Raw genomic sequence first — 12,187 nt, forward strand, 5'->3', positions numbered from 1 at the left:
GCACGCCATGCGAGGCATCGGATTCGAATGGCAGGTGGCGGTGCGCTTCCTGCGCGAGGGGCGCTTTCAGAGCGTCCTGATCATCGCAGGCGTGGCCGCCGGCGTGGCGGTGGTGGCCTACATCTCCGCCCTGGTCACCGGCCTGCAGGCCAACACACTGAATCGCACGCTCGGGGCGCAGGCGCATGTGGTGCTCTCGCCGCCCGATGAGGTCGTGACGCCGGCCTGGCCGCGCGCGGGCGACACGCTCGTGCTGAGCGAGACCCAGGCCCGGGCCCAGCGGCTGCGCACCGTGGCCAACTGGCCGGCCCTGCAGCAGTCGCTGGCGCGACGGCCGGGCGTCGATGCGGTGTCGCCGATGGCAGCCGGCGCGGCGCTGGCCCGGCGGGGCGAGGCCACGCGCGCGGTCGCGATCACCGGGGTGGAACTGGCGCTGTACGACCGCATCGTCAACCTGCGCGACAAGCTCGTCGATGGCGCGCTGCGCATGGGCCCGGGCGAGGCCATCATCGGCCAGACGCTGGCACGTGACCTGGGCTTGCGCGTGGGCGATCGGCTCACGGTCTCCACAGGCGATCGCACCGACACGCTGCGCATCAGCGGGCTGGTCGACCTCGGCGTGAAGGACCTCAACCGCCGCGTCGTCATCATGCCGTTGCGCGCGGCGCAAAGCCTGCTCGATGTGGCGGGCGGCGTCACCCAGCTGGATCTGCGGCTGGCCGATGTGTGGGCCGCACGCTCGCTGGCCGACGAACTGGGGCGCGAGCTGCCCTACAAGGTCGAGAGCTGGCAGGAAAGCAACGCGCAGCTTGTCACGGCCTTGAATGCCCAGACCATCAGCACGACGCTGATCCGGGGCGTGGTCATGGTGGTGGTTGTCATGGGCATTGCCAGCGTGCTGGTGGTGTCGGTGGTGCAGAAGCAGCGCGAGATCGGCATCCTGCGCGCCATGGGGGCCACGCGGGCGCAGATCCTGCGCGTGTTCCTGTTGCAGGGCGCGCTGGTCGGCACGCTCGGGTCGCTGGCCGGCGTGGTGCTGTCCATGGCCATGATCAAGGCCTTCACCACCTTTGTGCGCGGGGCCGACGGCCTGCCCCTGTTCGCCATCACGCTGCCGCCCGAGATGGCGCTGCAGGCGGTCGGCGTCACGCTGGTGGCCGGGGTGCTGGCCGCCATGGCGCCGGCCCGTCGCGCCGCCCGCATGGACCCGGCCCAGGCCATCCGACTATGAACGACGCCACCGAGCTGCTGCGCCTGCGCAGCCTGAGCAAGACCTACAACGCCGGCCAGCCCAACGAGGTGCAGGTGCTGCACACGCTCGACCTCGGCCTGGCGCGCGGCGAATTCGTCGCGCTGATCGGCCCGTCCGGCTCGGGCAAGAGCACGTTGCTCAACATTCTCGGCCTGCTGGAGCGGCCCTCCTCGGGCGAACACCGCCTGCTGGGTCAGGCTGTGCAGGCGCTGTCCGACGACGAACTGACCCGCCTGCGCCGCGAGGCCCTGGGCTTCGTCTTCCAGTTCCACCACCTGCTGCCGGCCTTCTCGGCGATCGAGAACGTCACGCTGCCGGCGCTGGTCCGTGACGGCCACGTGGGTGCCGCGCAGCGCGCACGCGGAGTGGCCTTGCTCAAGGCGGTGGGGCTGGCCGACGCGGTGGACCGACGGCCCGCTCAGCTCTCGGGCGGCATGCAGCAGCGCGTCGCGATCGCGCGGGCGCTGATGCTCGAGCCCGCGCTGATCCTGGCCGACGAGCCCACCGGCAACCTCGACACCGCCTCGTCGGACGAGGTGTTCCGGCTGCTGCGCGAGGTGCACGGCCAGGGCCACACGGCCTTCCTCATCGTCACCCACGATCCCCGGCTGGCAGCACGTTGCGACCGCATCATCGAGCTGGTGGACGGCCGGATCGCCCGCGACGGGCCGAGTCAGCCACTGGCATAGCGGAACCACTGGCCTGAGGGATGGAAAGGCGACGCTCTTCTCCGTAGAGTCGATGGGGTCTTCAGAAGAATTCTTCTCACACCGCAAGGACAGGGCATGGCATTCATTCAACGCGCCGCAGTGGCGACGGCGCTCGGTTTTGGTCTCGGCCTGGGTGCCGCCCACGCGACCGGCACCCCGATCACGCTCAAAACGGACGGCTACACCAGCACGTCCACCCACGCCGCCACCTCGGTGAAGTACGGCTGGGACACTGTGTCCGTCGACGCCGGCTCGTTCCAGGTCACCACCAGCGCGGGCAAGAGCTTCCTGGCCTTCTGCGCCGAGATCAGCCAGTTCACGAGCAGCAACTGGCAGACGTATTACGTGGGCACCTTCGGCAGCACCGACCAGGCCCTGCTCCAGGGCCTGTTCTCGTCTGTTGCCACGTTCTCGGGCACGGCCAAGGTCGACAGCGGCCTCGAGTACGCCGCCCTGCAACTGGCCGTGTGGGAAATCATGCACGAGACCGCCAGCACCGCCAGCCTGACCAAGGGCAGCGGCACGCTGTACGTCAACGACACGAGCACCAGCGGTCTGAGCCTCGCCAGCCTCGCCAACAGCTACCTGAGCGCCGCCTACAACTGGGAAGGCCCGTCGCTGGTCAAGGTCGAGAAGCTGAGCAATGGCAGCTACCAGGACCTGGTGCGTGTCACGCCCGTGCCCGAAGCCGGAACCTTCGGCCTGATGGCGCTGGGCCTTGCCGGCCTGGCGCTCGTGCGTCGCCGCGCAGCCTGAACGCGGATTCGCCGCACGGTATGAAAGGCCCTTCGGGGCCTTTTTTGTTTTTTGATGCATGAATTCGGTTCATGTGTTGCTGAAAACATCTCGCTTGATTCATGGTGTGAGCGTGGCCAGACTCCTGCCATCCCGACTGATGAATCAAGTCCATGACCACCACCCACATCCTTGGCTTTCCGCGCATCGGCGCCCACCGCGAACTCAAGCACGCGCTCGAGGCGTTCTGGCGCGGGGAAGACCCGGACGCCACCCGCCTGCAGGACACCGGCCGCAGCCTGCGCGCGCGCCACTGGCAAGCCCAGCGCGAGGCCGGGCTGGCCTTCGTCACCGTGGGCGACTTTGCCTGGTACGACCACATCCTGACCCTGTGCGCCACCCTCGGCGCGTTGCCGCGGCGTTTCGGGTTCGATGCGCGGGCGCTGACCCTCGCGCAGTACTTCGCGCTGGCCCGTGGCAACGCCGACCACCCGGCCATGGACATGACCAAGTGGTTCGACACCAACTACCACCACCTCGTGCCCGAGTTCGACGAGCACACCCGCTTCGACGGCGGCGTGTCTTGGCTGTTTGACGAGGTGGACGAAGCGCGTGCGCTGGGCCACGCCGTCAAGGTGGCGCTGCCCGGCCCGTTGACGCTGCTGTGGCTGGCGCGCTGGGATGGCGGTGCCGCAACCGACCGGCTGGATCTGCTGCCCCGCGTGCTGGCCGCCTACCAGCGCCTGTTGACCGTGTTGCAGCGCCGCGGTGCGGCGTGGGTGCAGATCGACGAGCCGGTACTCTGCCTGGATCTGCCCGAAGCCTGGCGTGCGGCCTTGCCTGCCAGCTGTGCGGCCTTGCAGGTCGAGGGCCTGAAGACGCTGCTGGCCTTGCCCTTCGGCTCTGCGGCCGAACATGCCGAGGCGCTGGCCGCGCTGCCGCTGGACGGCGTGCACCTTGACCTGGTGCGCGCACCGCAGCAGCTGCCCGCCTGGCTGGCCGCCTGGCCGCGTGACCGGGTGTTGTCGCTTGGCGTGGTCGATGGCCGCAACATCTGGCGCACCGACCTGCGTCGCGTGCTGGCCCAGGTGCAGGACGCCAGCGCAGCCTGGGGTGACAAGCTGTGGCTGGCGCCCAGTTGCTCGCTGCTGCACGTGCCGGTGAGCCTGGCGCCCGAAACGCGGCTCGATCCGGAGCTGCGCAGCTGGCTGGCCTTCGCCACCGAGAAGCTCGACGAGCTGCACGTGCTGGCGCGCGCACTCGATGAAGGCGAGCCCGCCGTGGCCGAGGCCCTCGCGCAGGCGGAAGCGGCCGTGGCGGGGCGCCGGGCCTCGCCCCGTGTCACGCACCGCGCGGTGCAGCGCCGGTTGGCGCAGGTCACGGCCGACATGGCACAGCGGGGGCTGCCCTTTGCCGAGCGCGCGGTGCGGCAACAGCAGGCGCTGGGTCTGCCGCCGCTCCCCACCACCACCATCGGCTCCTTCCCGCAGACGGCCGCCATCCGCCAGACGCGTGCGGCCCACCGCCGGGGCGAGCTCTCGGCCATGGCCTACCTGCACCGCATCCGCGACGAGATCCGGCTGGCGGTGCGCGAGCAGGAGACGCTCGGTCTGGATGTGCTGGTGCATGGCGAGGCCGAGCGCAACGACATGGTCGAATACTTCGGCGAACAGCTCTTCGGCTTTGCCTTCACCGACCACGGCTGGGTGCAGAGCTATGGCTCGCGCTGCGTGAAACCGCCGATCCTGTATGGCGACGTGCTGCGGCCCGAGCCCATCACCGTCGAGACCACGCGGTATGCGCAGTCGCTGACCGAGCGGCCGATGAAGGGCATGCTCACCGGCCCTGTCACGCTGCTGCAGTGGTCCTTCGTGCGCGACGACCAGCCGCGCGAGCAGACCGCGCTGCAGCTCGCGCTGGCCGTGCGCGACGAGGTACTCGACCTCGAGCGCGCCGGCATCCGCCTGATCCAGATCGACGAGCCGGCCTTCCGCGAGGGGCTGCCGCTGCGCCGCAGTGACTGGCCGCATTACCTCGACTGGGCCGTGCGCGCCTTCAAGGTCGCCTCGTGTGGCGTGCGGGACGAGACGCAGATCCACACCCACATGTGCTACTCCGAGTTCAACGACATCCTGCCGGCCATTGCCGCGCTCGACGCCGATGTCATCACCATCGAGACCGCACGTTCGGCGATGGCGCTGCTCGACGGGTTCGGGGCCTTTGCCTACCCCAACGCGATCGGGCCAGGCGTGTACGACATCCACTCCCCCCGGGTGCCCAGCGTGACCGCGATGACGACCCTGCTGGTGCGGGCCGCCAGCGTGATCCCACCGGACCGGCTGTGGGTCAACCCCGACTGCGGCCTGAAGACACGGGGCTGGCCTGAAACCCGCGCTGCGCTGGCCAACATGGTGGCGGCGGCCAAGGCGTTGCGCGCGCGATGGGCGCTGCCGGACGAGGTGGCCCGAGCCGCCTGAGGGGTCTGTTGTTGTTTTGTGCACGCCCACCCCCCCAAACATGTCAGCAAGGCGTAACGCGCCTTGAGTGCTGACACACGGCCCGCCTACAGTGCCCGCATCCATAAAGAAACAGGGGGAAATGGCGATGACGGACACGGTGGAGGCGGCATGCGCGGCCGGGCTGCCCGGTGCCCCGGCGCATGCCGGGGCAGGGCCGCTGCGCCGCGGCGCGATGGCGTTCTCGGCAAGCGTGGCCGGCGGCGTGCTGAGCGCGTGTGGTGGCGGCGGCTCGCCGACGGCACCGCGTGCCGAGCCGTCGGCGGTGCCGCCCGGTTGCACGGGCCTCAGTGCTGCGGCCGCCGCTGCCGAGCCCGCCTGCCGCGGCGCCGCGCAGCCCTTCGAGGCCATGACGCCCGAGCGCGCTGCCCGCCTGCTGGCCCAGGGCGGGCTGGGCGCCACGCCGGCCGAGGTCGACACCCTGGTGCGCGACGGTGCCGAGGCGTGGTTCGATGCGCAGGTCGCCATGCCCGTGCCGGCCTCCGTGTGGGACTGGGGCCTCGCCATGGGCTTCAACAACCGGCTTTACGCCCGCGGTGATTTCGGGCTCGACCGGGTGCTGTGGCGGCGCCTCAGCACCGCGCCCGATGTGCTGCGTCAGCGTGTCGTGCTCGCCCTCAGCGAGATCTTTGTCGTCTCTCCGCTCAACATGGTGGCCTACTGGAAGCAGTTCGCCTGCATGGCCTGGTGGGAGCTGCTCGAACAGCACTGCTTTGGCTCGTTCCGCTCGCTGCTCGAGGCGATCACGCTGTCGCCCGCCATGGGCGTCTACCTCAGCATGCGCGGCAGCGCCCGCGCCGATGGTCAGGGGCGACAGCCTGACGAGAACTACGCGCGTGAGCTGATGCAGTTGTTCAGCATCGGGCTGGATGCCCTGCAGATCGATGGCACACCGAGCACGCCGCAGCAGGCCACGTACAACCCGGACACGGTCAGTGAACTGGCACGGGTGTTCACCGGCTGGGACGTCGACGGCTTCAATCCGCTCGATCCGGAAGGGCCGTTCGACTACCTCCGCCAGCCGATGGACTTCCACCCGGAGCGCCACGACGAAGGGGCCAAACGCCTGATTGACGGGCGCGTGGTGGCGGCCGGCACGCCAGGGCCCACCGCGCTCGGCATGGCGCTGGACGCGCTGTGTGCCCATCCCAACGTGGGGCCTTTCATCGCCCGCCAGCTGATCCAGCGCCTGGTGTGCAGCAACCCCAGCCCGGACTATGTGCGCCGCGTGGCGCTCGTTTTCAATGCGGCCGACACGAATGGCGAGCGTGGCAACCTTGCGCGGGTGGTCCATGCGGTGCTGGCTGACCCGGAAGCCCGCCCCGCGATCCGCCACACCGCCGCAACAGGCACGCTCACCGATGGCAAGCTGCGCGAGCCCATCCTGCGGCTGCTGCACTGGCTGCGCCTGGCGCAGGTGCGTTCGGTCGATGGCCAGTGGGCCTTTCCCGATCTGTCGGGCAGCGACACCTTGGGGCAGGCGCCATTGCGTGCGCCGTCGGTCTTCAACTTCTTCCGGCCCGGGCATGTGCCGGTGGGCACCGGCATGGCGGCACGCGGTCTGGTCGCCCCCGAGTTCCAGATCACCAACGAGTCCACCGTGATGGGCTATGCCAACTTCCTGCTGGCGGTGATGCCGTTCGGTGCGGGCGGCCTCGAGCCCGACTATGCCCGCTGGCTTGCGCTGGCCGACACGCCCGACACGCTGGTGGACCAGCTGGCGCTGTACCTCGGGGCCGGCACGTTGAGTCCTGCCACCGTGAGCACCCTCCGCAGCGCCGTGGGCAGCATCACCGTGGTGTCCGACACCGAGCGCCGCAACCGCGTGGTGGCCGCCTTCTTCCTGATCATGACCTGCCCGCAGTACCTCGTGCAGCGCTGAAGCCCCGCCATGACCCATTCCCTTCTGAGCCGACGCGCATTCCTGCGCCGCAGCGCCGCGCTGTCGATGGCCGGCGTGGCCGCACCGCTGGCCCTCAACCTGTCGCACATGGCCGAGGCGGCCGCAGCAGCCTCGCCGGGCGATGACTACAAGGCCCTGGTCTGCGTCTTCCTGCAGGGCGGCAACGACCACGCCAACACGCTGATCCCGGTGGACCCGGCCGAGCACGCCACCTATGCCGCGGCCCGCGGCATGCTGGCCTTGCCGCGCGACGATCTGGCCGCCACCACACTCGGGCCCATCGCTTCGGGGCGGGCGGTGGCCATGCACCCGGCCCTGCTGCCGCTGATGGCGCCCTGGCGCGACGGGCGGCTCGCGTGGCTGGCCAACATCGGCCCGCTCGTGCAGCCCACCTCACTGGCCGACTACCGTGCAGCGCGCGTGCCACTGCCGCCGCGCCTGTTCTCGCACAACGACCAACAATCGGTGTGGCAGAGCGGCGCGCCCGAAGGCGCCCTGTCGGGCTGGGGCGGGCGGGCGGCCGATGCGGTGCTCTCGGGCAACAGCGTGGCCGCGCTCACGTGCATCAACACCGCCGGGCAGGCCGTGTTCCTTGCGGGGGATACCATCGTGCCCTATATGCTCGCGCCCACCGGCGTGCCTTCCCTGGCCGCGCTGGAGGGCGGGCTGTTTGGCTCGGCGGCGTGCGAGGCGGCCTTCCGCAGCCTCGTCACCGACACGGCCCAGCCGCACCTGCTGGCCGGCGAGCATGCGCGCATCATGGCGCGCGCGATCGACGTGAATGCCCGCCTGCGGACCGCGCTGTCCGGCATCGCCACCCCGTCGGGGTTCGACACATCGACCTCGCTGGGGCTGCAACTCGGCATGGTGGCCCGGCTGATGGCGGCCCACGCCACGCTGGGGCTGCGTCGCCAGGTGTTTTTCGTGCAATTGGGCGGCTTCGACCTGCACGACAACCTGCGCGCGCGCCATCCGGAGCTGCTGGCCCAGGTGGCGGCTGCGCTGGCCGCCTTTCAAACCGAGGTCGATCGACTGGGCCTTGCCGACCAGGTCACGAGCTTCACCGCCAGCGATTTCGGCCGCACGCTCACCAGCAACGGCGATGGGTCGGACCACGGCTGGGGCGGACACCACCTGATGCTCGGCGGTGCCGTGCAGGGTGGGGCGCTCTACGGCACGCTGCCGCCGGCTGGGCTGGACGGCGATCACCATGTCGGCCAGGGCCGGCTGCTGCCCACGCTGGCGGTGCAGCAACTCGGCGCGGCGCTCGCCCGCTGGTTCGGCGTGCCCTCGTCCGAACTGGAGCAGGTGGTGCCGGGCCAGAGGCGGTTCGATGCGTCGCCGCTGGCGTCACTGCTGTCGGCCTGACGGGACACGCCCATGCGCGCATCGCCTTGTGCGGGTACCATGCGGTACCTTGGCGTTTGAAGGCGATTGCATGACCCGTCCCAACCAGCTTGCCCGGACCCTGGCCCGTTTCGAAGCACTTCCGACCGCGCTGCGTGTGCGCGTGGTCAGCCTCATTCTGGGCCGCATCGTGCCGCTGGTGGGCACGGCGGGGCTGCGCTTCGAAGAAGTGAGCGCGCGGCGGGTGGTGGTCGGCATCCGCAACCGCCGGCCGGTGCAGAACCACATCAAGGGCGTGCACGCCGCCGGCATGGCGCTGCTGGCTGAAACGGCCACAGGCTTCAGTGTCGGCATGCACCTGCCCGATGACAAACTGCCCCTGATCAAGACGATGCAGATCGACTACCTGCGCCGCGCCCAGGGCGACCTGCGCGCGGAGGCCCACCTCAGTGAAGAGCAGATCGCGCTGATGCACGCGCAGGACAAGGGCGAGGTGACGGTGGCCGTGCGCATCACCGACGCCGCCGGCGAGACCCCGATCGAGGCCCGCATGGTCTGGGCCTGGGTTCCCAAGGCCCGGCGCTGACCCCTACGCGGGCGTCGCGCCACGCCACTTTGGTCAGGCCTCCACCGGCACCTCGCCGGGGTGCTCGCCGCGTTCGTACACCACGTTGGCGCGGCCCACCAGCAAGGGGTCGGGCTGGGCCACGTGGCTCAGATCGCGGTTGGCGTAGGGCAGCTTGTGCAGCACATAGCGCATGGCGTTCAGGCGTGCGCGCTTCTTGCAATCGCTCTTGATCACGGTCCACGGCGCATCGGCCGTGTCGGTGTGGAAGAACATCGCTTCCTTGGCGCGCGTGTAGTCGTCCCACTTGTCGAGTGAGGCCAGGTCCACCGGCGAGAGCTTCCACTGCTTGAGCGGGTGCGTTTCACGCTCCTTGAAGCGGCGGCGCTGCTCCTTGCGGCTCACCGAGAACCAGAACTTGATCAGGTGCACGCCCGACCGCACCAGGTTGCGCTCGAACTCCGGCGCCTGGCGCATGAACTCGCGGTACTCCTCGGCCGAGCAGAAGCCCATCACGTGTTCCACGCCGGCGCGGTTGTACCAGCTGCGGTCGAACAGCACGATCTCGCCGGCCGTGGGCAGGTGCTGCACATAGCGCTGGAAGTACCACTGACCCTTTTCGACTTCGCTGGGTTTTTCCAGCGCGACCACGCGGGCGCCCCGCGGGTTGAGGTGCTCCATGAAGCGTTTGATGGTGCCACCCTTGCCGGCCGCATCGCGACCCTCGAACAGGATCACCACCTTCTGGCCGGTCGCCTTGACCCAGGCCTGCAGCTTCAGCAGTTCCACCTGCAGGCGGTACTTCTGCTTCTCATAGCTCTTGCGGGCCATGAGGTTGCGGTACGGGTAGGTCGAGGCATCACGCCACGTGGGCGCCAGTTCCTCGTCGGGGTTGACGCGCGGTGCATGGCGGTCGAGTCGCCCCTGCAGCGCGGCGCGCAGCACGGCCGCGTCATCGGGCGAGGCGCCCTCCAGCAGCGAGTCGATCGCCCGGGCCAGCTCTTCGGGCGGGGTCTGCCGCACGATGTCGTCGAGGGCGGCCACCTGGGCGTACTGGCGGGCCTCGGTGGCCTCGCGGGCCACGGCGGCTTCGATGTGGTCGGGGCGGGTGCTGTGGATCACGTCACCTGCCACGGCGCGACGCGGGGTGCGCGCTGGCCGGGATGCCGTGCGCGGCGTCGTGCGCGAGGCGGCAGAGCGGGAAGAGGCAGGCTTGGCGGGTTTGTCCATGAGCGTGTGTCATCGTTCTGAAACAATCGAACGTACGCTCATGCGCGCCTGAGTGCAATGCTGCGCGGCCGCCTGCCCCGCCCAACCTGAGCCAGATCAAATCGGCAGTGTGACATCTGACCGAATGCCCTTGTCGGGCGCTCCGGCCGGATGCCCGACGATCAAGCGGTCTGCGCCTTGGCTGTCACGGCCTTGCCGCTCTTGAGGCCCAGCTTGGCCATCAGCGCCTGGTCCTTGTCGAACTCGGGGTTGCCGGTGGTCAGCAGCTTGTCGCCGTAGAAGATGGAATTGGCGCCGGCCAGGAAGCACAACGCCTGCACGGCTTCGCTCATGGCCTGACGGCCGGCCGACAGGCGCACGCGGGCGGTCGGCATGGTGATGCGGGCCACGGCGATGGTGCGCACGAACTCCAGCGGGTCCAGCTGGGGCGTGTCGGCCAGCGGCGTGCCGGGCACGCGCACCAGGTCGTTGATCGGCACCGACTCGGGGTAGGTTGGCAGGTTGGCCAGCTGCGCGATCAGGCCGGCGCGGCCTTCGCGCGTTTCACCCATGCCGACGATGCCGCCGCTGCACACCTTGATGCTGGCGCTGCGCACATGGGCCAGCGTGTCCAGGCGGTCCTGCATGTCACGGGTGGTGATGATGTCGCCGTACAGCTCGGGTGCGGTGTCGAGGTTGTGGTTGTAGTAGTCCAGGCCTGCGTCCTTCAGGGCCTGTGCCTGCGTGTCGGTCAGCATGCCCAGCGTGCAGCAGGCTTCCAGGCCTTCTTCCTTGATCACGCCGATCAGTTCGGCCACCTTTTCGATGTCGCGGTCCTTCGGTGCACGCCAGGCGGCGCCCATGCAGAAGCGGCTGGCACCGGCATCGCGCGCGGCGACAACCGCTTCGCGCACCTCGTCGGGCGACATCAGCTTGCTGGCTTCGACCCCGGTGTCATGGCTGGCCGATTGCGGGCAGTAGCCGCAGTCTTCCGGGCAGCCGCCCGTCTTGACCGACAGCAGCGTGGCGTGTTCGATCTCGTTGGCGTCCCAGTGCTGGCGGTGCACCTGCTGGGCCTGCCACAGCAGGTCGTTGAAGGGCAGATTGAACAACTCCAGCACCTTCGAGCGCGGCCAGCGGCCGTTGTCGAAGTTCGGGTCGGTGCAGTCGCCTCCGCAGCCATGGCTGTTGAGCACCGACTTGCGGGGCACGATCTGAACGGGCTGGGCGGCCGGCTCGGACACAGGGGCGGCGGTGGAGGAGGTGGCGCACTGGGACATGGATCGGGCCGCACCGGGTCGCGGCTGGTGTGAACGGACGAAAGAAACGGGGGCCTTGTGAGCCCAGGGCGAAGTTTAGTCGCCCCGGTGCCCACGGTTGCCGGCATGTGGAATTCCGGGCCGCCAACGCGGGCCACGGGCAGGGGGCAGGGCGCTGGCGTTAAGCTCGCGCCATGCGATTCGAACACCTCATCGAGATCAACTCGCCGGACCCGGTCTTTGGCGAGGCCATGCCGCCCTTCACGCGCGCACAGCTGTGGCGCGGCCTGATGCAGCGGGTGAAAGCGCCTCAGCGCTTTCCGAACGGGCCCGAGGGGTGCGACTGGCACGAGCCGGCGGCCGGCGTGATCGCGCGCACCTTGCGCTTCGGGCCTCACACGCTGACCGATCGGGTGCAGCTCGACACCGAAGAGTGCCTGGTGTTCACCCCCGAAGTCCATGGCGAGACCGCCCCCATCCGCCTGACCATCCGCATCGAAGAGCCCCAACCCCGCCAGATGGTGCTGCGTTTCATCTACGAGGCGCTGGCCGAGCAGACGCAGGAAGAGGCTTACTACAACGACTACCGCCACAGCGCCTGGTTGCACAACGACCGCGACATGGTCATCACCTTGCGCGAGTGGCTGCAAGCGGGCCAGCTGAACCCGTTGTCGAGCTGAGCCCGGCCCCT

Annotated in this window: 9 protein-coding genes and 1 pseudogene; 8 read left to right on the forward strand and 2 right to left on the reverse strand. The window is 69.6% G+C overall.

From position 1 onward, the window contains the following. Positions 1-7 precede the first annotated feature (7 nt). From Q0Z44_RS01195 to Q0Z44_RS01225, 7 genes are all read left to right on the forward strand, one after another. The gene (locus tag Q0Z44_RS01195) at positions 8-1,231 is read left to right on the forward strand and encodes an FtsX-like permease family protein (protein ID WP_298008992.1); all 1,224 of its coding nucleotides are present in this window, start codon (positions 8-10) and stop codon (positions 1,229-1,231) included. Next, positions 1,228-1,941: an ABC transporter ATP-binding protein gene (locus Q0Z44_RS01200; RefSeq protein ID WP_298008995.1), complete on the forward strand. Its 714-nt coding sequence runs from the start codon at positions 1,228-1,230 to the stop codon at positions 1,939-1,941. Before Q0Z44_RS01195 ends, Q0Z44_RS01200 begins: the two co-directional genes overlap by 4 nt. A 96-nt stretch (positions 1,942-2,037) precedes the next feature. Beyond that, a complete protein-coding gene (locus Q0Z44_RS01205) occupies positions 2,038-2,718 on the forward strand; it encodes a PEP-CTERM sorting domain-containing protein (RefSeq protein WP_298008998.1) in 681 nt (226 codons plus the stop codon). Positions 2,719-2,870: 152 nt separating this feature from the next. Next, positions 2,871-5,174, forward strand: a complete 2,304-nt coding sequence (gene metE / locus Q0Z44_RS01210; RefSeq protein WP_298009001.1) for a 5-methyltetrahydropteroyltriglutamate--homocysteine S-methyltransferase — start codon at positions 2,871-2,873, stop codon at positions 5,172-5,174. Between the two features lie 121 nt (positions 5,175-5,295). Continuing rightward, a complete protein-coding gene (locus Q0Z44_RS01215) occupies positions 5,296-7,095 on the forward strand; it encodes a DUF1800 domain-containing protein (protein WP_298009003.1) in 1,800 nt (599 codons plus the stop codon). Positions 7,096-7,104: 9 nt separating this feature from the next. Further along, positions 7,105-8,484 carry a DUF1501 domain-containing protein gene (locus Q0Z44_RS01220; RefSeq protein WP_298009006.1) on the forward strand — a complete coding sequence of 460 codons (1,380 nt, stop codon included), beginning with the start codon at positions 7,105-7,107 and terminating at the stop codon, positions 8,482-8,484. Between the two features lie 70 nt (positions 8,485-8,554). Continuing rightward, on the forward strand, positions 8,555-9,049 hold the full coding sequence (locus tag Q0Z44_RS01225; RefSeq protein ID WP_298009009.1) for a DUF4442 domain-containing protein: 495 nt from the start codon (positions 8,555-8,557) through the stop codon (positions 9,047-9,049). A gap of 33 nt (positions 9,050-9,082) precedes the next feature. Here Q0Z44_RS01225 and ppk2 read toward each other — a convergent pair whose 3' ends face one another. Together ppk2 and bioB are read right to left on the reverse strand one after the other, a co-directional pair. Next, positions 9,083-10,258, reverse strand: a complete 1,176-nt coding sequence (gene ppk2, locus Q0Z44_RS01230) for a polyphosphate kinase 2 (RefSeq protein ID WP_298009012.1) — start codon at positions 10,256-10,258, stop codon at positions 9,083-9,085. A gap of 161 nt (positions 10,259-10,419) precedes the next feature. Further along, positions 10,420-11,376, reverse strand: a pseudogene (gene bioB, locus Q0Z44_RS01235) (biotin synthase BioB); the annotation flags it as partial. 314 nt (positions 11,377-11,690) lie between these two features. On the opposite strand from bioB, the gene Q0Z44_RS01240 reads away from it, so the two are divergent. Further along, a complete protein-coding gene (locus tag Q0Z44_RS01240; protein WP_298009018.1) occupies positions 11,691-12,176 on the forward strand; it encodes an AtaL-like protein in 486 nt (161 codons plus the stop codon). The last annotated feature ends 11 nt before the right edge of the window (positions 12,177-12,187 follow it).

This window comes from uncultured Aquabacterium sp. (assembly GCF_947366995.1).
GTDB lineage: Bacteria > Pseudomonadota > Gammaproteobacteria > Burkholderiales > Burkholderiaceae_C > Aquabacterium.